This window comes from Bartonella sp. AA1HLJMS (genome assembly GCF_042197445.1).
GTDB lineage: Bacteria > Pseudomonadota > Alphaproteobacteria > Rhizobiales > Rhizobiaceae > Bartonella.
Map to the genome: position 1 here is coordinate 26,648 of NZ_JBHIRW010000001.1, position 25,636 is coordinate 52,283.

Annotated in this window: 16 protein-coding genes and 1 pseudogene; 5 read left to right on the top strand and 12 right to left on the bottom strand. The window is 38.7% G+C overall.

The window, feature by feature from the left end:
- Nucleotides 1–72: 72 nt before the first annotated feature.
- From ACFIQE_RS00130 to htpX, 3 genes are all read right to left on the bottom strand, one after another.
- On the bottom strand, nucleotides 73–1,818 hold the full coding sequence (locus ACFIQE_RS00130) for a heparinase II/III family protein (RefSeq protein WP_375707172.1): 1,746 nt from the start codon (nucleotides 1,816–1,818) through the stop codon (nucleotides 73–75).
- 64 nt (nucleotides 1,819–1,882) lie between these two features.
- Nucleotides 1,883–3,247: an RsmB/NOP family class I SAM-dependent RNA methyltransferase gene (locus tag ACFIQE_RS00135; protein WP_375639960.1), complete on the bottom strand. Its 1,365-nt coding sequence runs from the start codon at nucleotides 3,245–3,247 to the stop codon at nucleotides 1,883–1,885.
- A 47-nt stretch (nucleotides 3,248–3,294) separates the two neighbouring features.
- The gene (gene htpX, locus ACFIQE_RS00140; protein ID WP_375639955.1) at nucleotides 3,295–4,341 is read right to left on the bottom strand and encodes a zinc metalloprotease HtpX; all 1,047 of its coding nucleotides are present in this window, start codon (nucleotides 4,339–4,341) and stop codon (nucleotides 3,295–3,297) included.
- Nucleotides 4,342–4,424: 83 nt separating this feature from the next.
- Between htpX and ACFIQE_RS00145 the strand changes: the two genes are divergently transcribed.
- Nucleotides 4,425–4,640: a DUF1674 domain-containing protein gene (locus ACFIQE_RS00145; RefSeq protein ID WP_375606032.1), complete on the top strand. Its 216-nt coding sequence runs from the start codon at nucleotides 4,425–4,427 to the stop codon at nucleotides 4,638–4,640.
- A 136-nt stretch (nucleotides 4,641–4,776) separates the two neighbouring features.
- On the opposite strand, the gene rpsP is transcribed toward ACFIQE_RS00145, so the two are convergent.
- From rpsP to ACFIQE_RS00165, 4 genes and pseudogenes are all read right to left on the bottom strand, one after another.
- Entirely contained in the window at nucleotides 4,777–5,151 is a 375-nt protein-coding gene (gene rpsP / locus ACFIQE_RS00150; protein WP_375612227.1) for a 30S ribosomal protein S16, read from the bottom strand.
- A gap of 16 nt (nucleotides 5,152–5,167) precedes the next feature.
- Nucleotides 5,168–5,496 (bottom strand): annotated as a pseudogene (locus ACFIQE_RS00155) (chorismate mutase).
- Nucleotides 5,497–5,520: 24 nt separating this feature from the next.
- The gene (gene ffh, locus ACFIQE_RS00160) at nucleotides 5,521–7,089 is read right to left on the bottom strand and encodes a signal recognition particle protein (protein ID WP_375640027.1); all 1,569 of its coding nucleotides are present in this window, start codon (nucleotides 7,087–7,089) and stop codon (nucleotides 5,521–5,523) included.
- 230 nt (nucleotides 7,090–7,319) lie between these two features.
- Nucleotides 7,320–7,976: a carbonic anhydrase gene (locus ACFIQE_RS00165; protein WP_375612226.1), complete on the bottom strand. Its 657-nt coding sequence runs from the start codon at nucleotides 7,974–7,976 to the stop codon at nucleotides 7,320–7,322.
- Between the two features lie 266 nt (nucleotides 7,977–8,242).
- Here ACFIQE_RS00165 and ACFIQE_RS00170 point away from each other — a divergent pair, with 266 nt between their 5' ends.
- Complete coding sequence (locus ACFIQE_RS00170; RefSeq protein WP_375707173.1) at nucleotides 8,243–12,952, top strand: NAD-glutamate dehydrogenase; 4,710 nt, start codon at nucleotides 8,243–8,245, stop codon at nucleotides 12,950–12,952.
- Nucleotides 12,953–14,265: 1,313 nt separating this feature from the next.
- Here the strand turns inward: ACFIQE_RS00170 and ACFIQE_RS00175 are convergent.
- From ACFIQE_RS00175 to ACFIQE_RS00190, 4 genes are all read right to left on the bottom strand, one after another.
- Nucleotides 14,266–15,321, bottom strand: coding sequence for a DUF2125 domain-containing protein (locus ACFIQE_RS00175; protein WP_375620960.1), 1,056 nt, complete (start codon nucleotides 15,319–15,321; stop codon nucleotides 14,266–14,268).
- Between the two features lie 728 nt (nucleotides 15,322–16,049).
- Nucleotides 16,050–16,796 carry a glutamine amidotransferase gene (locus tag ACFIQE_RS00180; protein ID WP_375606037.1) on the bottom strand — a complete coding sequence of 249 codons (747 nt, stop codon included), beginning with the start codon at nucleotides 16,794–16,796 and terminating at the stop codon, nucleotides 16,050–16,052.
- 146 nt (nucleotides 16,797–16,942) lie between these two features.
- Nucleotides 16,943–18,502 carry a heme biosynthesis protein HemY gene (locus ACFIQE_RS00185; protein ID WP_375629062.1) on the bottom strand — a complete coding sequence of 520 codons (1,560 nt, stop codon included), beginning with the start codon at nucleotides 18,500–18,502 and terminating at the stop codon, nucleotides 16,943–16,945.
- A gap of 11 nt (nucleotides 18,503–18,513) precedes the next feature.
- A complete protein-coding gene (locus ACFIQE_RS00190; protein ID WP_375620938.1) occupies nucleotides 18,514–19,698 on the bottom strand; it encodes a hypothetical protein in 1,185 nt (394 codons plus the stop codon).
- Nucleotides 19,699–20,006: 308 nt separating this feature from the next.
- On the opposite strand from ACFIQE_RS00190, the gene tsaD reads away from it, so the two are divergent.
- The 3 genes from tsaD to ACFIQE_RS00205 all read left to right on the top strand — a co-directional run bounded on the left by tsaD (nucleotide 20,007) and on the right by ACFIQE_RS00205 (nucleotide 23,821).
- The gene (gene tsaD / locus ACFIQE_RS00195) at nucleotides 20,007–21,101 is read left to right on the top strand and encodes a tRNA (adenosine(37)-N6)-threonylcarbamoyltransferase complex transferase subunit TsaD (RefSeq protein ID WP_375620937.1); all 1,095 of its coding nucleotides are present in this window, start codon (nucleotides 20,007–20,009) and stop codon (nucleotides 21,099–21,101) included.
- A 697-nt stretch (nucleotides 21,102–21,798) separates the two neighbouring features.
- A complete protein-coding gene (locus tag ACFIQE_RS00200) occupies nucleotides 21,799–22,233 on the top strand; it encodes an EVE domain-containing protein (RefSeq protein WP_375620936.1) in 435 nt (144 codons plus the stop codon).
- 907 nt (nucleotides 22,234–23,140) lie between these two features.
- Entirely contained in the window at nucleotides 23,141–23,821 is a 681-nt protein-coding gene (locus ACFIQE_RS00205) for a response regulator transcription factor (RefSeq protein ID WP_375620935.1), read from the top strand.
- A 901-nt stretch (nucleotides 23,822–24,722) separates the two neighbouring features.
- Here the strand turns inward: ACFIQE_RS00205 and ACFIQE_RS00210 are convergent.
- Nucleotides 24,723–25,493 carry a class I SAM-dependent methyltransferase gene (locus ACFIQE_RS00210; protein ID WP_375620934.1) on the bottom strand — a complete coding sequence of 257 codons (771 nt, stop codon included), beginning with the start codon at nucleotides 25,491–25,493 and terminating at the stop codon, nucleotides 24,723–24,725.
- Nucleotides 25,494–25,636 lie beyond the last annotated feature (143 nt).

Here is a 25,636-nt window from a genome sequence, read left to right on the forward strand (position 1 = left end):
ATCTTCAAATTTTGAGAATATTACCACAATAAACAATAATGTTTTGCGACACGCAAAATAAAACGCAATATACTATGGGTTGGAACAATGTTCTAATTTTTTATCAAACGCTTTACGGATAAAACGCCAACGAACTTTTTCCTGAAATGCAGGACGAAAATATAAAACAATCTGTTGTGTCCGTTGTGGACCTGTTAATTCTGCAAAATCAATCGAATCTTCAAGACAAATATCTGCGTCAGGCGATATAAAATACCATATTTGTTCACTCTTCACGTTCTCGTTCTTTACGGCTAAACACACACGTTTGCCATCATAGTTAACTTCAACTTGTGGATGAAGATGAAACCGAACAGCAACATGATTTTGTTCATTTTGCACACTCTTGTGTCTCTTTCCCCCTTTATTTGGCATAAAAAAGCGATCAAAACCTTCAATCGTATCTCCATTTGTCGCCAAAATAAGACCACGCTCATGAATAAGATTAAAGGGTCGCATATAACCATTATGACTCGCAATAAAACCCGTCTTCTCTGAATCCTCTATACGGCACACTTGAACGTCTGTTGGTCCATCAAACAAAAAAGGCGCGCCATTTTTGTTTTTATGATAAAAAGCACCCACTGAACAATCATTAAGCGTAGCTGTTGAATGTGCTGCAGTAACACGCCCTAAATGTCGATACTCTTCCCGCCCATCAGGATTAACACCGGCATTGATAATAAAACGGTGCCCTTGTGAAGACATTTCAAAAGACAAACACCCCGAACAAGCCTGCTGTGCTACAGAGCGGGGTGGAAACTTTCCTGTATCTGCAAGCACTGTTGTTTGATTGGCTTTTAAGCGCTGAAATCCTGAATAACGGGCATAACTAAAAGGATGTCCTCCTGTTTCATCAAGCTCCAAAAGTGATGATAATCGTTCCGATACAAGGGGACCAACCCCATTAAAATGGGCCAACGTTTGATCCTCATGGATAAAGAATCGTAAAGCTGGCAACATACGCTCAACAGAATCAATCAAAATACGGGGTGCTGTTTCATTGCTACGCATAAAAAGATGCCGTAACGACAATAAATCCGATAACAAATTCAGCAAAATAACAGGACTACGGGAAATATGCCCACCATCAACTAAGATTTGACGGGAAAGCTCCTCTATAAGTGTGGTTTGTACCTTTTTTTTCACTGCCGCAGAAACAGGCAAAGCAAGAGATGCGAATGTCAAAGCCACTGCTGCTTGTAAACGTTGATCATTGTGCTCCATACTACAAATTGTTACGCGCAAATAACGAAATTGCAAACCAAGTGCACGTAAAAAGCGTTTTTCAAACCGTTCACTTGCCCCTTCTAACAACATTTTCGAATGACAAATCCATGAAATCAAGCGCCGCGCCACAACAGGATCACTCCAAGCAAGCCCTTTTACCTTCTTGCCAGCATGATCAAACCAGTCTTCTAAAAGAGAGCGTGCATGTGCAGAAGCTAAATCACTTCCTGCTGCCTCCATATGGCGCAACCAATGAAAATCATGTAGAGCCGCTTCCCATTCTAGCGTTGGTGGAACCAATGAAAACGGCGAAACAGCACCAGAATGAACAATGTGACCAGCAAAAGCAAAACGACCATGATAAAATTCATGCGCCATCATCGGATCAGCTACATGCAAATCCATGGGATGCGCTAAAATTTTATGAGGACGAAACCCTGAAAATCGCCAACGAAACAATGGTCCAACCCATAAACGCCGCATAACATTCTGTATCGTATCGATACAGGCTGCCACTTTTACCTGAGGAGCTTTTACCGCAACCGCCAAAATTTCATCTCCATTTATGCTGAATCAAATACAATTTCGACCATTTTTGTAAATGAAGCGTTAATTAAGCAATTTTTCGTAAGCGCGCAGCAAAAAAACCATCCATTCCTAAAAATACGGTTTTCTCAGCATCAAAATTTTTATGACAAAAATCCGCAGGCGTTGTCCGTAACATCCCCCCACAAAGCAAATGTTCCAGTGCTCCCATTTCCTCTGGATAAATAGGGTCTAAAACAATGTCATTGCGTGTCGATAAAATTTTCTCAATAAGATCTTCACCTTCTTCTCTTGCCAATGAACAATTGGAAAAAACAATCCGCCCCCCCACCTTCACCAAAGAAATTGCTGCGACAAGCAAATCATATTGCAACGCCACTAACTTGACGATATCTTCCCTCGATTTCGTCCATAAAATATCTGGATGACGACGGATTGTTCCTGTAGAAGAACAAGGAGCATCAAGAAGAACCGCATCAAAAAGCTGTGTTGAATGGAAATTTTTCACATCGCCCTGCCAAATATGAACTGAAAAATGAAGCCGTTCCATATTTTCTTTTAAACGCTTTATGCGGTTAGCAGAAAGCTCAATTGCAGTCACCTCAGCCCCTTGCAAAGCCAATTGTGCTGTTTTTCCTCCAGGGCTCGCACAAAGATCAGCAACGCGTTTACCCTCAATACTCCCAAGTAAACAAGCAGGCAAAGCTGCTGCAAAATCTTGGACCCACCAAGACCCTTCACGATAGCCTGGTAAATCAGAAACAGAACACTCCAGACGCTTCAATCGAACAGAACCATTGGGCAATACCACACCGCCAAGCCTTTCAGCCCATCCACCACTATCAGATTTCACTGTCAAATCGAAAGGAGGTTCCACACTTTGAATTGCGATAATCTGATGTACCTTTTCTGTTCCATAAGCTGATATTAAAAGCTGTCCAAACCACGCTGGCACACCTTCAATGGTAGGAACTTGTTGGCGTAAAGGCTCTGCCTCACGTGCAACATTGCGCAAAAGAGCATTCACCACCCCTGAAAAACGGCGCATTCGAGGATCAAGTTTCGCCACACGCACAGCTAAATCAATAGCCGCATGATCGGGAATATCAAGATAAAGAATTTGTGCAACACTGATATGCAAAAGATGCTGAAGTGAAAGTGCTTGTGAAGGCAAAGGACGCGCCAAAAAGCGTGAGAGAGCCGCCATAATCTGCCCTCGATGACGCAATGAAGCTGTTAAAATAGCCCGACATAACAAACGATCTCGTTGTGAAAGCTTCAAATATTGTGGATGTCCGTGTTCATTATCCGTCAAACCAGACAGAGGCGTGTACTTATCAACTACCGCCCCCAAAAGACGCACACACACCTGTCGAACAGCTAATCCTGGAACATTTTTTTCAGACACATGCCCCGCTTTTTTGTGTTTCAAAACACCACCTTTATATCACAGTTTTCTCAAGAGCTCTCTCAATAATTCTATGAACGAGATCTTTTTGAATTTTCATAACGAAGCCAAGAAGGACGTTTTGTAACACGCTGAAAAGAACTGTTTTCTTGCTCACCTAATGCATGAGCCTGACCACTATGAAAATCTCCATAGTTCATCCCGCTGCTTTTTTCATGTATAGCGTCTTCTTTATTCCATCCCACACTTTTGGCAAGAGCCCCTTTCATCTCTTCTGCTTGCCGATAAAGAGCAGCGATACGATTTGCAGTTGCTGGATGTGTCGAAAAAAGACTATCCGCTCCCTCACCGCTCAAAGGATTAATAATAAACAGATGCGCGGTTGCTGGATTATGCTCTGCTTCTTCATTATATACCCCACGTCCCCCATCAGCAATCTTACGCAATGCCGAAGCCAACCATAAAGGATTACCACATATTTCAGCCCCTCTACGATCCGCAGCATATTCCCGTGTACGGCTAATCGCCATTTGCACCAGCATCGCTGCAAAAGGCGCCACGAGCAATGCAATAAATCCTCCAATTGCCCCAGCGCCATGAGAATCTTCTGAAGAATTACGCTGTCCTCCCATAAAGAAAGCAAAATTACCAAGCATTGAAATTGCCCCTGCAATCGTTGCGGTTAGAGTCATTGTTAACGTATCGCGATGCTCAATATGTGCGAGCTCATGCGCCATAACGCCGGCAATTTCCTCAGCGCTTAACCGCTCTAACAACCCAGTACTTGCAGCAACAGCTGCATTTTGCGGATTACGTCCCGTTGCAAAAGCATTTGGCTGTGCATTCTCAATAACATAAATTTTTGGTTGAGGAAGAGAAGCTTTTTTAGCTAAATCGCTTACAATCTTATAATAAACTGGTGCTGAATGCTGATCAACTTCACGCGCCCCGTACATGCGTAAAACGATTTTATCTGAATTCCAATAAGAAAAAAAGTTTAAACCACTTGCCATTAAAAGAGCAATGACCATGCCACTACCCCCTCCAACAAGATAACCAACTCCCATAAAGAGAGCAGTTAAAAAAGCCAAAAGCATAGCTGTACGCATTATATTCATTACTCAAAAAACTCCATGATAAAAGTCAATCAATACTATATGATGGTGTTTTCTTTCTACTTCTTCAATGGAATAGGTGTAAAATGAATAAAAAAGATGAGAAAACAAGCAAAAAAAATGCAACTGTCATTAAACAGCAATCTCTTTCTCCCGCAGCACAACGCGCCCTTAAAGAAGCTGAAGAAAGACGAAAACGCGCAACAAAAAAAGAACAACCTTTAGAAAACGGCGGACGCGGCGGCAAAGACCCTTCCCGCTATGGAGACTGGGAAATTAAAGGCCGCGCCATTGATTTTTAAAACCATTGATTAAAAAAAAACAGCGCGGATTTAAACAAGCAGCTTTTTAAAGAAAATCCGTTTTTGATAGACAAAAACGGATAATATTTATTTTTCTAAAGCTTTTAAAAACACGTTGATTAAACAATCATGCTTCTTATGCTGTAGCAGATTCTGCTTCAGCCGCTGCCGCTGCTTCTTCTGCCGCTTGCTTTGCTGCTGCTATACGTTCTTGTGCTTTTTTACCCGGTTCACCTTTATGTGGATTATTACGAGTTGGACGCTTTTTCAAGCCAGCTGCATCTAAAAACCGTAAAACGCGATCTGTTGGTTGAGCCCCTTGCCCAAGCCAATATTGGATACGTTCTTCATTAAGTTTCACCCTCGGTCCATCTTTAGGCAACATTGGATCCCATGCACCAACACGTTCAAGAAACCGCCCATCGCGCGGACTACGAACATCTGCAACGACGATATGATAGTAAGGACGTTTTTTTGAACCTCCACGGGACAAACGAATTTTCAATGCCATATTTTATCTCCTATTGTCAGCTCTGGCTTTCGTTTAAATTGACTTTTTTGTTTTTTGCTCTTCAGCAATAACTTCATGATGACTCACAACTTCTTTAATAATAAATTTTAAAAATCTTTCAGCAAAATCAGGATCAAGATGACTATCTATAGCCAATTGCCGCAAACGCGCTACCTGATATTGCTCACGCAGAGGATCTACTTTAGGCAAATCATAACGGGCTTTTAAGCGCCCAACAGCTTTCGTACAACGAAACCGCTCTGCTAAGATATGAATCAAGGTTGCATCAAAATTATCAATGGATGCTCGTAAATGTGCTAATTCGTTTAATACTGTTTCCTGCATTATATTCCTTTCCCTCTTTACATCTTATTTTTTCTTAGGATGCTGAGGAAAATTTCCCCCATCGACAATGCCATTGGAAATACCAGGAAATGTAGGTCCACGCTTAGGAAGTCCGGGCAAGAGCTTCCCTCCATTACCATTTTCAATTTGCTTTTGAAGCATTGAGAATTGCTTTGGATCCAATCCCGACAAATCCGGTATAGCTGGAGAATCCCCTCCCAAGTTTCCCATACCACCAAAACCCATTTTGGAACCAAGGCCTCCCAACATTTTTCCCATAAAACCACTTTTTCCTTTACCACCCATGGCTTTCATCATATCAGCCATTTGGCGATACATCTTCAAAAGTTTATTAATATCAGCCGCTGTCGTACCAGACCCCTTAGCAATTCGTTGTTTGCGGCTATGTTTTAAAAGCTCTGGATTCGCCCGCTCTTTGGGTGTCATAGATGAAATAATGGCCAATTGACGATCAAACAAACGATCATCAAACCCCGCAGCCGCAATCTGCTCTTTGACCTTCCCCATTCCTGGCAACATGCCCATAATACCGCCCATTCCACCCAGTTTTTTCATTTTCTGCAACTGTTCTGCAAGATCATTCAGATCAAATTTTCCAGCTTGCATTTTTTTTGCAAAAGCAGCAGCTTTCTCGTGATCCATTGTTTCAGCAGCTTTTTCAACCAAAGAAACAATATCCCCCATTCCGAGAATACGATCAGCAATACGACTGGGATGAAATTCTTCTAAAGCATCTATTTTTTCACCAGTTCCAATTGCTTTAATTGGTTTACCTGTAACAGCACGCATAGAAAGAGCAGCGCCACCACGCCCATCACTATCCATCCGTGTTAAAATAATCCCCGTAATCCCTACACGCTCATCAAAAGAACGAGCAAGATGAACGGCATCTTGCCCCGTCAAACTATCAGCCACCAACATAATCTCATGAGGAAGGGAACATGCTTTAATTTCAGCCAATTCGAGCATCAAAGCTTCATCAATATGATTACGTCCTGCTGTGTCAAGAAGAAGCACGTCATAACCACCCAATTTAGCAGCCTGTACGGCACGTGATGCAATATCAACGGGCAGCTGACCCGCAATAATAGGCAAGCTTGCAAGTTTTGCCTGTTCTCCCAATTGGCGCAATTGCTCCTGTGCAGCGGGACGGCGTGTATCTAATGACGCCATGAGAACTTTTTTATTGTGCTTATCAGTAAAACGTTTTGCAAGCTTTGCTGTTGTGGTTGTTTTTCCCGAACCTTGCAAACCAGTCATCATGATAACAACTGGAGCTGGTGCATTTAAATCACTCAGAACGCTTTCACTTCCAAGAATATGAACCAATTCATCATGAACAATTTTAACCACCATTTGGCCTGGTTTAATTGATTTAACGATTTCGGCCCCAACAGCTTTTTCCCGAACTCTATCGGTAAAAGAGCGCACAACATCAAGAGCAACATCAGCTTCCAATAAAGCGCGACGAATTTCACGCAGCGCCTCTACAACATCCTGATCCGATAAAGCGCCACGTCCCGTCAAATGAGACAGGATAGAACCAAGTCGCTCTTGCAAGGATTCAAACATCATTTACCTCATCGTTGCATAACAAACAAACCAAAATAGCATCCGAGAACGCATCGCGCCGTCGGATGTTGACCTCTGAGATCTCTTTATACCCTTAAACTGGGGTCTCAGTCGGTGGCTCCAAGTTAATTTTGTCACTGAAAGCTTGCTCCTTCAAACAATAAAACCCCAGCTTTGTCAAGTTTTATCATAAAATATCTTTTTATACGAAGAAATAAAAACAACAAATACTATACTTCAAAACTTTCAACTTCAACACGCATAAAACAACCTGTTTCCTGTTCCATGCTCCATAATTTTCCGCTAGAGATATCAAACCAAACACCATGCAATGTCAAAAAACCTTGATCTTTGCGAAGCTTTATCCACGGAAACGTCTCTAAATTTCTCAACGAATGGCGAATAGAAAGCTGCTCTAATGCCGTCTGTTTTTCTGGCCAAGACAGCGACTTATTATTCAAAACGATTTCTGCTGCTGGTGCTAAGAGACTTATCCATTGACCGATAAAATCATTTGATAATAAAGATTTATATGTCTCATTAAGAGCAGTACGAATGCCTCCACAATGGGCATGACCAAAAACGACAATATGTCTCACCTCAAGCAATTGCACAGCATATTCAAGAGCTGCTGATGTTGCGTGATATTGGTCATCAGGAGAAAAAGGAGGAACCACATTCGCCACGTTGCGCAGGGTGAAAATTTCCCCTGGCTTAGCATCAAAAATCATTTCTGGTACTGCACGCGAATCACAACAAGCAATGACCAAAACTTCAGGTTTCTGCCCCTCAATCGCCAATTGCTGATAATCTGCTATTTTATATAAAAAATGATTGTTTATAAAGTTTTGGTAACCACTTAAAAGTCTTTCTGGTAAATGCGCCATTCTCTCTTTACTTTTGCTTCTTTTTTTACTTTCATTTTATATATTTAAAAAAACAAACTATTAACATACAAAAATACTAAAAGTGCCCTTTCCTTGAAGCAAAATATTTCTTTAAAGTACAAAATATTACTAAAAAATAGCAAAAACAAACTCATTCTTTCCAAATAAAGAGCTATTTTCTTTAGAAAGAAGGTGTTACAGTATATAAAAAATATAATGGTCTGCTTTTAATAAAGACCCCTTAAGAGCAAAAAGGGAGAGTGAATGTGTTGCAACAAAAAAAAACAGAGACAAAAAACACCCAAGATAAAATAGAACAAATCCTTTTTGCCCAAACCGATAAAGAAGATATTGCTTATTATGAAAATGAAGAACTTCAAAAAGCCACAGCCATCGCGGTAAAAGCTTTTAATCTCCATCAGACGGGAAAAAATACCATCTGCTTTGAGCAAAATTTAACCCGCAGTAACAGACCTATAACCGTTATCACGCTTGTCAATGATAACAAACCCTTCCTTCTGGATTCTATTTTAAATGTTTTTAATCAACACAAAAACCATATCTATTTGATTGCACACCCCATTATTGATTGTGCTTCTGGAAAACGCATCAGTCTGATGCAAATTCACATCGAGTCATTAAACAAACAGCAAATACAAAAACTTGAAAATGAACTCACCTTAGTTCTTGAACAGGTTAATGCTGCTGTACAAGACTGGAAACCTATGCTTGAAGAAGTTGAAAAGCATATTCATGCCTACCAAATAAGTCTTCCCCCGCACTACAAACAAGAAGGCGAAAAGGCCATTGAGTTTCTTCACTGGCTAATGGACGATAATTTCATTTTCCTTGGTATGCGCACTTACAACTTCATTAAAGACCAAAAACCCCTAAAATCCTTTACGGCAAGTAATATTGAACTTGGTATACTCACGGATGCTTCTATTCATATTGTTGACGATAAAAGTATGAAAGAACCTCCTCAAGAAGTTTTATCCTTCATGGAAAGCGATAATCTGTTTATCGTGACAAAAGCGAACAGCCGCTCCAAAATTCACCGTTTTGTTTGGCTCGATTATATTGGTCTTAAAATCTTTGATAAAGAAAACCAACTCTGTGGAGAATTACGCATTGTAGGGCTTTTTACCTCCTCAGCTTATACACGTTCTATTTTGAAAATTCCTTTCTTAAAAGAAAAAGCCCGAACTATTATTCAACGTCTTGGACACAATCACGCCGATTATTCAGGAAAAGCACTCATCAGTGCTTTAGAAACCTATCCAAGAGATGAAATGTTTCGCTCTGATGTTGATACATTGACAGAAAACACTAAGCTTATTCTACAATTAGATGAGCGCCCACGTTTACGGGTTCTTGCCCACACTGATTCTTTTGGACGCTTTGTTTCTATCCTTGTCTACGTACCGCGTGACCAATATAGCAGCAGCCTGCGTGAAAAAGTTGGCGAACATTTTGTAGAGCTTTATAAAGGTGACTTTTTTGAATCTTATCCGCTATTTTTGGAAAGCACCCTTATACGTGTCTATTATATCATCCATCGCAAAGGAAACGAAACTGTTCCCCTTCACGAGCGCTCCACACTTGAACAACATGTACGTTCGATTGCACGAAGTTGGGAAGACAGGGTTCAAGCCATCGCTCTTAACAAGAAAATAACAGAGCAACAAACACGTCTAGCCAGTGAATTCCCCAACAGCTATCGTGATTTATTTTCAGCTGAAGACGCTATTAACGATGCCGGACATATTCTAAGTCTTCATGATGAAAAGCCCCTTTTCGTGATCTTTTATCACGCACAAAACAAAGAAAAACAGTGCATTTCTCTTCGGCTTTTTCACCGCCATGAAGCACTTGCCCTTTCCAAACGTGTACCACTCCTTGAAAATATGGGGTTTCGCGTTATTGCTGAACAAACCCTTGAATTACCAGATGGCAATGGACGCTCTGTGTATCTTCATGATATGCAGCTAGAAAGTACTTTCCAACACTGTATCGATTTTGAAAAAGACGGTCAAAAACACGCCGAAACCTTTGAAGCCATTTGGGCACAAAATGCTGATAATGACGGCTTTAATGCTCTCACCCAAACAGCTGAGCTTGATTGGCATGAAATTGTTATTTTGCGCCATTATGGGCGCTATCTCCAACAAGCTGGAATTCCTTATTCGCAAGATCGCGTTGCCCAAACTTTAAATGCTTATCCTGACATTACCCAAGATCTTTATGCTTTATTTCATTTAAAATTTCATCAAAGCCATACAGAAAAAGAACGGAAAAAAAACCAACAAGTTATTCAAAAGCGCATTGAAGAAAAATTACGGAAAGTCTCTGGTTTAGATGATGATCTCATTTTACGCCGTTATTGTAACCTTATCGAGGCGAGTTTACGAACGAATGCCTTTACGACTCTTCCTGATGGAAGTCCACGGCGTATTTTAGCCACCAAATTAAATCCACGCCAGATTGAAGGTTTGCCTGAACCGCGCCCTTACCGAGAAATTTTTGTTTATGGACCAGAAGTTGAAGGGGTCCATTTGCGTTTTGGACCTATCGCTCGTGGCGGCATTCGTTGGTCTGACCGTGCATTAGATTACCGCACCGAAGTGCTTAGCTTAGTCAAAGCCCAACAAGTTAAAAATGCGGTTATCGTTCCTGCAGGTGCAAAAGGTGGATTCTATCCCCATCGGCTTCCCCAAACAAATGACCGTGCTGTCATCATAGAAGCAGCACGACAAGCTTATACAGACTTTATAACAGCTTTGCTCTCCATTACAGACAATCTGATTAACGGCAAAATAAGTTCTCCCCACAATGTCATCTGTCATGATGACCCTGATCCCTATTTTGTTGTTGCAGCGGACAAAGGAACAGCAACTTTTTCTGATACAGCCAACGCCATCAGCCAAGCAAACCACTTTTGGCTTGATGATGCTTTTGCCTCTGGAGGTTCAGCAGGTTACGACCACAAAGACATTGGTATTACAGCTAAAGGTGCATGGGAAGCCGTCAAAAGACATTTTAGAGAGTCATTTAATCACGATATTCAAACAACGCCCTTCACCTGTGTCGGTGTTGGCGATATGTCTGGTGATGTCTTTGGCAATGGAATGCTGCTTTCCAAACAAACAAAATTGATTGCCGCTTTTGATCACCGCGATATCTTTATTGATCCAGATCCGAACATAGACGAAAGCTATGCAGAGCGTACGCGTCTCTTCAGACTACCTCGCTCAAGCTGGCAGGATTATGATAAAACCAAATTATCAAAGGGCGGTGGTATCTTCTCACGAAAAGAAAAAACCATTACCCTCTCACCTGAAGCAGCACAAGCCATTGGTTTCGAAAAACAAACAGGAACACCCTTTGAAATTATCTCTGCTCTTCTCAAAGCCCCTGTTGATCTTTTATGGTTCGGTGGCATTGGTACTTATATCCGTGCTGCAACAGAAAATGATGCCCAAGTAGGTGATCGCGCAAATGATGCAATACGCATTACCGGAGAACAAGTGCGTGCAAAAATTATTGGTGAAGGAGCTAATCTTGGTGTTACACAACGTGGACGGATTGAATATGTCTTAAATGGTGGTCGATGCAATACGGATGCCATTGACAATTCTGCTGGTGTGAATTGTTCTGATATTGAGGTCAATCTCAAAATTGTTCTTGCATCAGCACTACGTGCCAAAACGTTAACTCGCGAAGAACGCAATAAGCTCTTGAAAAAAATGACGCCTCAAGTCGAGCAACTCGTCTTGCGCAACAATTATCTACAACCTCTTGCGCTTTCTTTGGCGGAAAACCAGAGCACTGCTGATTTGCCCTATCAAATACGCTTTATGCACGACTTGGAACAAAAAAAGCTTCTAGATCGCAGAGTTGAAATACTCCCTGATGAGCAAATTTTACGACAAAGAACAACCCAAGGCAAAGGTCTTCTCCGTCCAGAACTCGCCGTTATTTTTGCCTATGCTAAATTGACCTTAAAAGAAGAAATTGCTAATAGCCCCATTGTTGATGATCACTATTTCAATACAGCCTTGCTGAACTATTTTCCAACCCAAATTCAAGAAAATTTTAAGAAGGAAGTTATTAACCATCAATTGCGTCGTAATATTATCGCAACGCTGATTGCCAACGATATTGTAAATCGTGGAGGCCCCACTTTTGTTAATAGACTACATGATGCAACAGAACAAAAGACTGAAAATATTATTCGCGTTTTCATTGCCATCCGCGATGGTTTCGAAATTCCTCAATTGTCTGAGCAAATTGATAAGCTTGATAATAAAATACTCGGTCTTGTCCAAAATAAATTCTACGCAACAATGACACCAATGCTCTTTGAAACAACCAATTGGGGTTTGCACAACATAGATCTCTCACGTCCATTAGAAGAAATTGTAAAAACAATAAAACAAGCCCGTAGCGTTATTGAAAAAGAGCTTATGCATTCTCACGGCAACGATATTAAGCAAAAGATTGAAGAAAAAGCATTACACTACAGCGAAGAGGGAGCACCAAAAGCATTAGCGAAACAATTAGCTCTCTTGGAAGCTGCTTCAACAATCTGTGATATTTCTTTGATTGCAAAACAAAGCAACAGTGATCTTATTAAAACCGCAGAGATCTACTTTTCACTTGCGCAAATCATTCGTATAAACCGCATTAACGAAGCAAGTCGTATAATTCCTGTAGTAGATTATTATGATAGTATGGCTTTAAGCCAAGCCAAAGAAAATGTTTCTGAAAGCTTTCGGCAAATCGTTATGAAAATCCTCAAAAATTATGGAAAGAAAAAAGATCCTTTTGACACTTGGAAAAAAACAGAAGAAGATCATATTCACAACATTACAAACCGCATTAGCGCCCTTATTGAAAATGATCTCAATATTTCTCGTTTTACTTTTGCAGCAGGATTGATTTCTCAACTTCAAAATATTGGCTTTCAAACCTAAAGAAAATACAAAACGACCCTCTCAATCTCCCGTTCTATCCCACCACCATAACAAACCAACTAAGACAGAACAGAAGTTTGCATTTTAGACATAACACCAAAAATAAAAATCTCGCTATTTATCACAATAGAATTGTTTGCAACAATTTCAAAAAAACAACAGGATTGATTTCTCACCCTAAAAATATAAACTTTCAGACTTAAAAGCAGTACAAAACAGCTAAGCTTTTGCTCCGTTCTATCCATCCATGACTAATCAACAAGGGAAGAACGGAAACCCTATCCCGCATTTTTAGACAGAGCACTCAAAATAAAAAATAAATTCAAATTTTACTGTTAAATATCCTTCATCATAAAAATATAATATATTGATTTACAATCATAATTTTATCATTTTTATGATAATCCGATATTCTAAATTTGTCTCATTTAAAATCTATTTATATTCAATTAATTAACCCCATTTCCCCTTGCATATTGCAAATGGGAAAGCCGAATAGATAAAAACAGTAAAGAAAGGACTAAAAATGCCCCTCATAAACCGCCTCAAGTGTCAAAAGCTGCAGTAAGATTGAGAATTAGCAAATATAAGCAAATATAATATGATGATGTTTTCCCCTAGCTTGTTACTCCGTAACCGAAAAGATGATGGTGCTTAATGGCTTTATCCTTATACCATTCACAGGCGACATCGTGAAATAGGAAGCACTGAGAAATATTTTTTTAACAAATGCGTAAATATGCAATACAAATATATTCTGTTTTACGTGGAAGACATATAGCTTCATTAAAAAATATCAGAAATAAAAGGATAAGCTTAATCCGTTTATTTAAAAGATATAACTGTAATTGCTTTTGAAATGCGTAAAATCGAATAAAAAATGACAGTAAAGATGGATGTTGATTTTCCCCTTTACAACTTCATATCTTCCTACAACTAGGCTATTTACTTGTTTTAAGAGGTTACACCCAAACAGATATATGCAATATGCTCATTCCATATATAAAGACAAAGGTTCCTAAAAAGAACCACACCACCTGTATAAAAAGGCAATTCAGCATACTTTAAAATACCACTTTTCCATACAAACACTGTTGCTATATGTAGTTTGACATAAGATTTTGTACTAAGTGAAAAGAGGTTGGACGGGTTAGGAGTAGGTGGTAATTTTTTATTTTTATAGCTATTTTTTTACCATTAAATACGCATTTTGTTAAAATAAATTTTTAACACTCTAAAATTGCAAAAAAGTGTGAAAATCAGAAAAAGTCGAAATTTGGTAGTAAAGATGAAAAAAGGCTTCGGTACAATACCTAAAGTGGAGCAAGACGACCAAGTTTTAAAAAGCCTAATTTTACCCACCCATTGTTAATGAGCAAGGAAAGAACGGGAGCGCCATCCGCATTTTTAGGCAAAGCACCCAAAATAAAAAATAACGCTTGAAGATTATTGGCTTGCCCAGGAAATAAGCGCTGCAGAGTGTCAAGAAGCTTCATAGACTGAATAAGGACAAGTTCAAATTTTGCTGTCAAATATCCTTCATCATCAAAAGAAAAAGGTCCACTAATACGCACTGCACCACCTGTATGAAAAGTCAATTCACCTTGCTTTAAAAGTCCACTTTTTCCATACAGTCGTTGTTGCCAATTTTTTTCTTCATCTTCAGACAGAAAAGACATGTCATTTAAAATCCATTTCAAATTGCCATCAATTTTAGGAATATCAACAAAAGAAGATTTTAAAAAGGGAGAAGCATCAAAACCGTCAAAAGTTATATGTCCCGATAAATTATTCTTTTCATGTTTTAGATCAAAACGCAAAAATTCTGCCGTTATTTTTTGAAGCATATCTTGTGGCTCTAACGGCTGAATAATCACGTCATGCGTATTTTGCAAAGATGCCGGATCTTCAATATTTTCTTGTGTCGTTTTTTTATCTGTCGTTGGTGCTCTTAATGCTTCTTGAAGCTTTTGATCTTCAGGGGAAGAGGAAAAAGATGAAATCTCAAGCCCTTCAGCTATAAACTTCAATGTTTTACCCGTTTTCCAATAAGGCTCTGTTTCAATCACCAAATTGCGCCAATGCGATACTATGGGAGTTTTTCCGGAAAAAACAATTAATGCAGGAGAATGAACATTAAACTCAACCAAATGAGGTGCGTAAATTGGTGCACCAGCTGTCAAACGCCCCGTCGATACAGAAACCCCATGTAAAGGCCAAGAAAATTGAAACTTGTCACAAACAACACCGACACGTAAAGGATAACCATCCTTGTGCACATTCTCACATACCGCCGCCATATTATGGGAAGATACTTTTGTGAATATATTAGAAACATAGTCTTCTATTTTACGCGAAAAAAAAACCAGAGTGCGCTATAAATAAATATCAGAGCAAGACAAAAGAGCCCACAAATTAAATAACTCAAAGAAAAACTTTTTTGTGATGATGGTATTTGAAAGGATTTAGACAATATTCAAACTTTCTTTATCTCTTAACTTCCTCCCCACCCTAAAAAGGATAAAGATTCCCAACCACGTTCAGTTTATACACAATCCAACTTCTTAATCGACCGGATTTTATCTACTGATCACTTCAAGAAGTCCCTATACACGTTCTAAAGTACAGTATCTCATAAGCTCAATAAACAAGATTTTCTTAAAAAAAACCCATTACACCCTTTAACAAAAAACACCTCATGTGTAAAGTTTTACATAGATTTTCTACCTCTAGTTTAAACCATACTGTTTTACAGCACAACAAAAATGATAATGAATAGTGTTTCTTAACGATAAAGCCATTGAGCCCCCCATCTTTACGCTTATGGAGACCCCAAAGCCAGCACCATCATTATATTTGGCTAGCCCCCAAATGTTGCGACAGCCCTTGGCACTTAAGACAGTTCATAAGAAGCATTTTTAGTCTTTTCTTATACAGTTTTTGCCCACACGCCAGCCCTACTTGTGACATGCAAACAAGAGGTTTTTATTGAGTCAACATACACAGGTTTGGAATGAAAAAACCTTACTATATTCGGGGTTCTCATTCAATATACAAAACCGTGAATTAGCTATATAAATCAATTCGTTGTCAACAATCACACAAGTACGGGCGGTGTACAAAAAATCTGGTGTAATGCGCTTTCAAACCATTGGCTCAAAGCTCGATCATAGATTAAACGACCTTTCAAATGTGCACAAGCAGGTTGAGCACCTTTTTCAGTCAATTTATGTGCCGAACGCACGACCAAACGCCGCATCATAGCGCGTGTAAATTCAGCATGAAACTGCAAGCCCCATGCATTGTTTCCATAACGAAAAGCTTGTGTAGGATATGTATTCCCTGTTGCCAAAAGCATTGCCTCTTTCGGTAAATCATAAATACCTTCATCATGGAAATGGTAGACCATCTCTGGCCAATTCATCAATTCCTTCCCTTGTGGGGTTGCTTCTAGTGGATACCAGCCGACTTCAACAGTCCCATCACTTCTTGTACCAACGCGCCCCCCTAGATTTCGCGCTAACATTTGTGCTCCAAGACAAATACCCAAAAAAGGCTTATTTTCCTTTAGTGATAACGAAATCCAATCAATTTCCTCACCAATATAGGCTTCGCTGTCATTCACACTCATCGGTCCCCCTAAAATAACAACGCCGGCATAATGCTCTAATGTATCAGGGAGTTTTTGTCCAAAAATAGGACGATAAATATCAAGAACAAAACCATTTTGTTGTAAAAATTTTCCCAACCGACCAGTATAGGTAGAGCGCCGATGAATAACGACAGCAATCCTTGGTTTGTTATTTTTTTGTTTTTTATCAAGACATCTCTGATTTAAAAACATTTTTTAACCAATCACCTCTGCTACCAAGCAAAACTTTATTTTTAAAGCATAAGAGAATAATTTTATTGGACAAGACTAACGATATTTTTTCTTCTAGGTCAATTGTTTCTTCTGAGAAAACATTCGTATTATCACATTGGTGCAATTTAAAATAAACGAAATTTTTTCCTCGATAAAGATGTTTCTTCTTCTGTTTTAACCCCTGGATCATCAACATTTAAGTGAGTTTGACTGAACATTTTTACATCTTTTTCTTTTATATCTTGTTTCTCCACCTGCACATTATGCAAAAGAGAATCATCTATAGGTGTTAATTTTTCAAGCTTCTTATCTCCAACATCATCACTTTTTCCCATAACATACTCTTTGTCTTGCCTTTTCGACACAATATTGTCCGCCTCTAATGTGAGAGAAGGCATACAAGGAGGCGCCTTCCATTCAAAACAGCCCAAATGTCCACTGATTGGAGAAACCGCTGACCAAGAAGAAAAAATGGCCCCATCACACATCCACACTGGATCACGTTCAGCACGAAGTGCTAAAGAAAGCCATTGACGCACAGCACCTTGATTGTTTCCCTGTGCCTCTTCAATATCTGCCAACAATAAATAAACACTTTCCCGTGGATGACATTGTAATGCTTTTTGTGCCTTCTCTCTTGCTAATGCTGTTTCACCAGCATCCAAAGCTGCTTTAGCAATAAGGAAAGCCGACTCAAATGCATCTTTATTATAAGAAGCAAGTGTCTTAGCCCTTTTCAATCGCCCAATGGCTCCTTCTTCTCTTTCAAGATAAAGCGCTCCCAAGTCAGGATGAGGCTCCTTTTGCCAAGCCGCTATAATCATTTTATCCGCTTTACGCGTTTCGTTTAATTTATAAAGAATATCAGCAGCAATAACTATTATTGGAACAAAATCAGGCGCCAATTTATGGGCTTTCAAAATAGCTTCACGTGCTTGTACAGGATGTGTATCAAACAAAGAAAGTGCCTGCCCACTTAGTAGTAAAACCTGTATATGCTGCCGCTCTGGAGTCGCGCGAACAGAACGCGGGAGAGCTTTTTGCGTTCTTTCAAAAACAGTAAGTGCCTTATCCCATTTACCCTCAGTACTTAATCGATCAAGCACCGCCTGATGCGCCCATAAAAGTGCTGGCGATAAAGTCAGTGCCTCTTCGGCATATTGTTGCGCTGCTTCATAAGCTTTACTCTTCATCGCTTCACGAAACAAACCATAAAGTCCAACCAGTTTTGTCGGATCTTCCTTTCTCATCTCTTCATAAAGACCGATGGCGCGAACAGAGTCATTTTGTAAAGACAAGGTTTGCGCTTGTAAGAGTTTTACCAATGGCTCTTGTTTTCCTGCAAGATATTTAGCAACCCGTGCTTCCATTTTTTGCGCAACCATACTATCACCAGCAAAAGTTGCAAGAATCCCCTTTGAAAGAGCTTCGTAACCACGCTTTTGATGGCGTTTATAAAAATAATTGCAAAGAGCATTCGGTATGGAAAAAAAGAAAGCCAATAACCACCATAAAAGCACCAGCGTTACAAAAAACAAAATAAGCACACTTAACACTGTAAGAAATGAAGCAGAAAATCTGAAATGCAAAAATGTGAGAACAAAAATACCATTGTGATTAGCAACCCACGTGAAAGCTAAACCGAGGATACAAACAACAAAAATATAAATAAAAACACGTATCATCTTGGGCCTATTTACATCTTTGTTGCTTTAAAAGATCCTTGTTGCACAGACAATAACAATTGCTGCAACAACTGTTGAATAGCAATATGTCTTTCAAGCTGCTTAACAAAATCCATTGAAACATCTTTTGCACTTTGGGGCAATGATTGCCATTCGCTCAAAGCCTTTTCGTAATCACCAGCTTGAATGGCAACTTCCATGCGTGCCGCAATAGCCCCCAGCGTTGTCCCTTCAACATTTCCAATCGGTCGCGAAACAATGAGCCCTTTTATCCACGCTAAAATTCGGTCAAAAAAACCAGCATCTGACGCAACAAGATTTTGCGTACCAACAATTGCATCAGCAACATGAGCAAAATCAACTGAAAGTTGTGCTGAACTTGGAAGACCCACAGTAGCTGTTTTTTGCAACACATCAAGTCCATTAATCGAAGGCGATAATTGCCGCAACAGCTTTAATTCATTATTATAAGATCCACCACGCTCTACAGCATTTTTTAATGAACTAATTGCAGTAAAGAGCGCGGTATCTATTTCTTTTTTCTCACTATTTTTAACAGCAGTTTCTTCCTGTAGTGCTTCTAACTGTTGTTTTAACGCAGCAAGATCATTTGCATTGCTCTGCCCAACAGACAAAGCCGTCTCTATCTCTTTCGACTTTCTAACAAAAGTTTGTACAATTTCTTCAAGAGCTTTTACTTTTTCCTCTAAAATCGCAAAAGCTTTTTTGCTTTCTTCTTTCGATAGTTCATCATTTTTCGTTGTTTTAAACTGTTGTGATGAAAAAGAAGAAAACTCTGTTTTTAACGTATCAATTTCTTGAAAGACCCGCCTCAATTGTTCCTTTGTGTCTTCACCTTGACTTTTTGCGGCTTCAGCAATCTGCAAAGCTTTTTCTCCTCTAGCAGAATTTTCCACAAAAGGAGAAGGAAAAAAACCAGCCCATTGAAGCCCCATAAAAATTCCCAAAGCAATGAATCCCCCCAAAATCCCAGAAAGGGATAAGAAAAGCCAAGTTGTACTAGAGATACTTTTATCCTGACCTTGCATATTCTGTTCTTCTCGCGCTTGAGATTCTACAGAATTATGGATTTTTTCCTCTGAATCATGGGGAACAGCTTCATGTTCAATAACTGGTTTCTTACGGCGCGTACCAGCATAATGTGGTTTAACTTTTGGTTTTGAAGAATCGACCATCTCTGTCACTTTTCGTGCACACTTTTTTTTAATGATAAAATAATAAAATGAAAAAAGTTTTAAAAACGCAGCTTTTCTCAATAATATTTACAAGTATCGCCTTTAATAGACAAGTTTTTAAAAAACATTTGCATTTTATACTCGAAAATACAGCTTTATTTTTTAATCAACGATATCATAAAATTCAAAGAAAATGCCAAAACACATATTTTTCATAGAAAAAACAATTCTAAGAGAAATACTTTGCATCTTTTTCTGTTCATGGTACGCACGCAGGAAAGAAGCTTCAATATAAGGTTTTGTTTAAAATGCGTCTGCTGGGAATAGAAACAAGTTGTGATGAAACGGCAGCGGCTGTCATTGAATATAACAACGAATCAAACAGCCTAATTCTTTCCAATGTTGTTTGGAGTCAAATTGATCACCATGCACCTTACGGCGGTGTTGTTCCTGAAATTGCTGCTCGTGCCCATGTTGAAGTTCTTGATCATTTAATTCTGCAAGCACTAACAGAAGCAAACACAAAATTAAAAGATATTGATGGCATTGCAGCCACCAGTGGGCCTGGTTTGATAGGAGGATTGTTGGTAGGCGTTATGAGCGCAAAAGCACTCTCTCTTGCCACTGGCAAACCATTTATTGCGGTAAATCACTTAGAGGGACATGCTTTAACAGCCGTGTTAACGCACAACGTCAGCTTTCCTTATTTATTACTTTTAGTTTCAGGAGGTCATACACAAACAATCATTGTTCATGGAGTAGGCAACTATCAACGTTTAGGAACCACTATTGATGATGCATTAGGAGAAGCCTTTGATAAAACAGCAAAACTTTTAGGTCTTCCTTATCCTGGTGGACCAGCACTTGAAAAAGCAGCTTTATTTGGTGATAAAAATCGCATCCCTCTTCCACGACCTTTAAAAGGTGAAAAACGGTTAGACTTTTCTTTTTCAGGACTCAAAACTGCTGTTCGACAAGCCGCAACAGCCATAGCTCCCCTTACAGAAAATGATATTGCTGACATTGCCGCAAGTTTTCAAGCCGCCGTGACCGATACAATACATGATCGTATTCACCTAGCCCTACAACACTTTGCCCACCAATATCCTCTCTCTGATAATCAAGAAAAGCGTTCTCCTGCTTTGGTTGTCGCAGGCGGTGTTGCCGCAAACCAAGCCATTCGCTCTACGTTGCAAGAACTTGCCCATCAACATGGTTTTGAATTTATAGCCCCTCCTCTTTCCTTGTGTACCGATAATGCTGCAATGATTGCTTTTGCCGGTGCACAAAAACTCGTACGAGGAGAAACAAGCTCTCTTGACATTGCACCCCGCTCACGCTGGCCATTAGATGAAAAAGCCCCGCCCTTGATCGGGATGGGACGCCGTGGAACAAAAGCATAATAAAATTGACGTCCTACACACATCTTAAAGAACGAAGATTTCTACTCAATCCGGTCTATAGATAGTCCGAATTCTCTATCGAGCAGATTCCATCTGCTTCCCACTCACACAATTCACTTAACCCAAAGATCGACACGTAAACCTAAATATTCACCACACATTCTTAAAAACTTCATGTTTCAAAAAACTGCCTTATATCATTACACTTCAAATGACGGTATTTTACAGCATAATAAGACGCACTCTATCCCACAAAGCATAGATATGAATGCCATTCGTTGACCTCATCATCTTTGACCATTTATTCGTTTCATTGTCATTGTAATTTTAAAGCTTTTTAGAACCAATTTTCTTGCTAAATTCTCTCCAACGCAATGCTCCAATGATCCTATAGTAACTACATTTCAAACAGCAGCTGAAAAGATGATTAAGCTTCCACATGGCTGAGCAATTTTAAGTCTATTACTTCGCGATACACTGATATATTTTTCTGCTACAAGATAAGCAAAATACCTTTATACAACATGAAATATCAATGGAGCGCATTTTTCTATATACAAGTTATTTTGAAATAAGAAAAAACAGATAATGCCCGTTCTTTACTCCATTTTAAAAATCACCCTTGATGATATTACAAAGATACTTATAAAAAATTGGACACGACGAATGCATAACAATCTATGAAAAAGGTGAACACATGGCTTATTGGCTTTTTAAATCTGAACCCCATAAATGGTCATGGGAGATGCAAAAGAAAAAAGGAGCTGATGGCGAACAATGGGATGGTGTACGCAATTATCAAGCCCGTAACAATATGCGCGCTATGAAATATGGTGATAAAGGTTTTTTTTATCATTCAAATAAAGGTTTAGAAATTGTAGGAATTGTAGAAATATGTGCTGAAGCACACCCTGATTCTACAAGCTCTGATCCACGCTGGGAATGTGTGGATATCCGTGCACTTTGTGACATGCCAACACCTGTTTCATTAAAACAAATTAAAGCCAATCCCAAACTAGCAAATATGGCGCTGGTCAAAGCCAGCCGCTTATCAGTGCAACCCGTGACAGAAGATGAATGGAAAGAAGTCTGTTTGATGGGCAACCTTAAGAGGGAAATGCTTTTATCTTAAAACAATAATTTTTATTCATTAACTCATATAAAAAGATGCTTCATAACGCAGAAGAATAAGCACAACACCTCCTTCTGTTGAGGTATTCTCATGCTAAATGCATAAATATGATATTTTTCTTTGTCATTTTTTATCCTGCACTCTTTCTCAATACAGTCTCCTTCCAAATTACACAAAAAACCTCTTTATGATGCATCTTTTCGGCATTGTTAAAAGCAAGGCTTACTCAACAATTATAATAAGCAACACCACGAACATAACACTCAGCCCCTTCACACACAAATGCAACGAAAAAACAAAACTGAACGTGGATAAAAAAACAATAAAAATGATCGTGAAATTCTCCTAAACAGTGCATATGTGCTAGGTGTTGCACAATTCTCTTCACACTTAAAAAACGCATCATATTGCGTGTTTATTGTTTTGCATGTTGGACGAGTGCGCCTCATACCGCAGGATTCTCTCATTCCCAACCTGTTTTATATTGAATCAATCAAAAGCTATTTGCTTGCACATTCTAAGCGGAGAAAGTCCCATATAGATAAAAAACGTGAAAGAAAGGACTAAAAATTCCTCCTATGAATCGTCTCAAGTGCCAAGGACTGTCCGCAACACCCACGAGCTGGCAAAGTGAATGATAGTGGCAGCTTGTTTCTCCATAAGCGTAAAGATGATGACACTCAATAGCTAAAACACCTTCTAGAACATAAAAAACGCTTCCAACCAATACGTAAAATACCCTGCAGACGGAATACCTTCTTTTCAGCAAGCAACCATTAGAAATTATAAAAGTTTATTTTTTAGAAGCACTCTTTTTTAATTTTCCTCTTTTAATTTTTCTTGCATGAAATCTCATTTTTCATGAAACTATATCAATCAGTGCATCAACATGCCTATAAGGAAAAACATGAACCACTATACTCTTTTAATCGTTGAAGACGATGATCTACGCCCCATTTTAGTAGAACAATTGCAAATGCATCAAGAGTTTAAAATTTTCCAAGCAAAAACAGCAGAAGCGGGAATGAGAATAATCCAAGAAGAAAATATTGATCTCACTATTTTGGGATTTCAACTTCCTGATCTTGATGGCTACAAAGCCGTTAAACAATTACGCACCCAAGGATTTCGTGCCCCCATTATCATGATAATAAATTATGATACAGACTGTGATAATATTTTAGATCTTGAAACAGGCGCCAATGATTATGTAACAAAACCCTTTCGCTTTGCGGTGTTATTGGCGAGAATTCGAGCACAGTTGCGCCAATATGAACAAAATGAAGACGCAACCTTTCATATTGGTCCCTATACTTTTAAACTAAGACAAAAACTTCTTCTTGATCAATGCAACAATAAAATCTGTCTCACAGAAAAAGAAGCAGCGATCCTTAAATGTCTCTATCATGCCAATGATAAAATTGTCAGCCGTGAAACATTGTTAGAACAAGTTTGGGGATATAATGAAAATATTGTCACCCATACTTTAGAAACCCATATCTATCGTTTGCGACAAAAAATCGAAAACGATCCCTCCAATGCACAAATTCTCATGACAGATCAAAATGGTTACCGTTTAAATCTTTAATTCGAGATTTACTGTTTCAAAAATAATTTTAATATCCTAAATGAAAACAGAAACGAGATGAAAAAACCTTCGCATATAATTCGAATGCTATTACATAGAACTTACTCTTATGACAAAATATATAACATTATGAATAAAAAACGAAATATTCTAACATGAGAACCAAAAACAAAAATGCTTTCAACCCTCACGATATACTTTGTAACTTCTGTTTCACATGCTTTTGTTCTTTCTAAAGTTTTTAATATGTTTCGCATATAAATAATCGTGATATCTTTTAGCAACATTCTTGATCATAACTATCATCTTTAGATGAGTGCTATTTATGATTATTTTTTTCAAAAAAACCGCTCCACACACTGCTTTATCTCATATTCACTAGCCTAAATTGAGAGATGTTTTTTATCTTTATAGTTTTCCTCTATTCTTTATGACGTTATCTCCTCTTAAGAGGTTATATGATTCATGATATAACGCTAAATGTTTATCCTAACGATAAAGCCACTGAGCACCACCATCTTTACGCTTATAAAAGAACAAGCCAGCACCATCACACACTTATGTTAGATCTCGATGTTGCAGAGGAGCCCTTGATACTTGAGATGGTTTATAAGAAGCATTGTAATCCTTCCTTGTACAGTTTTTAACCACCCTAAACCATATTATGTAAGATCTCTTGGACTCTGCTATTTTTACGTTTACGAAGATACCAGCATTTTTTTCTTTTAAAATGTTTCCACTATTCATGAAATATGGTTCGGTATATAGATACTTGAGATTTTTATTCACATACCAATTCCACATATTAATGTACAAAAGAATATTTTTTAATTGTAAATGCAAAAAATTGAAATAAGAGAATGCCTCTATATTTGCGGTTCTTATGACAATGACAAAATGATTAATTATCTTTATAAATTAAAATATTTCTTGTCTGTGGTGATAAAGTAGGAATAAAAATACGTCGCGACTGACGACGCTGTACGAGCAAACCCTGATAAACACGTTTTTGTGCCTGACACATTAAGAGTCCACCAAAATAAGGCAAAAGATAGCGAGCAAATGGCTCATAAAAAAATGAGAACAACCGCGAAAAATAACCCGTAGAGGGCATATAGTGTACAATTTCTTGTATTGGCCCAGAAACAAAATTTGTTTTTTCGAACAAACGAGTAATTTGTTGCCGACTATAGGGTTCGCCATAACCAAAGGGCGTAGTAATATTGCGCGCCCAAAAACCAGAGCGATTAGGTACAATAACGATCAAGTGGCCATTAGGTGCTAAAACACGCCATATTTCATTCAACGTTTCAAATGAATTTTCTGTATATTCTAATGCATGTACCAATAAAATACAGTCAACTGACGCATCAGGAAGTGGCAAATCTTCTTCAAAAACAAGCGCTGTAGCAACTTGCTCAGAACAAGGCCAAGGCGAAACACCCTGAGAAGCTGGCATAAAAGCAAAACATTGTTGGGCACGTTCACGCAATGTAGAAAGATAAGGAAGTGCATAACCCAATCCCATAATCCGTTTATCCGTAAGATCAGGCCACCATAAATTCAATTGGTCACACAGCGTTTTTTGCACACGCAGTCCAAGTGCAGAAGCATAAAAATCTTTCAGCGTAACGATATCCAACTCAACATACCATGTAGAAACAAATTTCAAACATTACAGATTTTCATATACCAAACCTATATGGACTTCTGCTTTTTTTCCGCAATAGCGAACATTTCAATATTGCATATTTTAAACTTAAATGATTAAAAAATCAGTACAATAGGATGATTATTGCCTTACAAGCACTTTAA

What these genes read in the sequence shown, in the direction of transcription:
- ACFIQE_RS00180 (WP_375606037.1), bottom strand. Translation starts at nt 16,796, where the DNA reads ATGTTTTTAAATCAGAGATGTCTTGATAAAAAACAAAAAAATAACAAA.
- htpX (WP_375639955.1), bottom strand. Translation starts at nt 4,341, where the DNA reads ATGAATATAATGCGTACAGCTATGCTTTTGGCTTTTTTAACTGCTCTC.
- ACFIQE_RS00205 (WP_375620935.1), top strand. Translation starts at nt 23,141, where the DNA reads ATGAACCACTATACTCTTTTAATCGTTGAAGACGATGATCTACGCCCC.
- ACFIQE_RS00190 (WP_375620938.1), bottom strand. Translation starts at nt 19,698, where the DNA reads ATGGTCGATTCTTCAAAACCAAAAGTTAAACCACATTATGCTGGTACG.
- ACFIQE_RS00145 (WP_375606032.1), top strand. Translation starts at nt 4,425, where the DNA reads ATGAATAAAAAAGATGAGAAAACAAGCAAAAAAAATGCAACTGTCATT.
- rpsP (WP_375612227.1), bottom strand. Translation starts at nt 5,151, where the DNA reads ATGGCATTGAAAATTCGTTTGTCCCGTGGAGGTTCAAAAAAACGTCCT.
- ffh (WP_375640027.1), bottom strand. Translation starts at nt 7,089, where the DNA reads ATGTTTGAATCCTTGCAAGAGCGACTTGGTTCTATCCTGTCTCATTTG.
- ACFIQE_RS00185 (WP_375629062.1), bottom strand. Translation starts at nt 18,502, where the DNA reads ATGATACGTGTTTTTATTTATATTTTTGTTGTTTGTATCCTCGGTTTA.
- ACFIQE_RS00200 (WP_375620936.1), top strand. Translation starts at nt 21,799, where the DNA reads ATGGCTTATTGGCTTTTTAAATCTGAACCCCATAAATGGTCATGGGAG.
- ACFIQE_RS00165 (WP_375612226.1), bottom strand. Translation starts at nt 7,976, where the DNA reads ATGGCGCATTTACCAGAAAGACTTTTAAGTGGTTACCAAAACTTTATA.
- tsaD (WP_375620937.1), top strand. Translation starts at nt 20,007, where the DNA reads ATGCGTCTGCTGGGAATAGAAACAAGTTGTGATGAAACGGCAGCGGCT.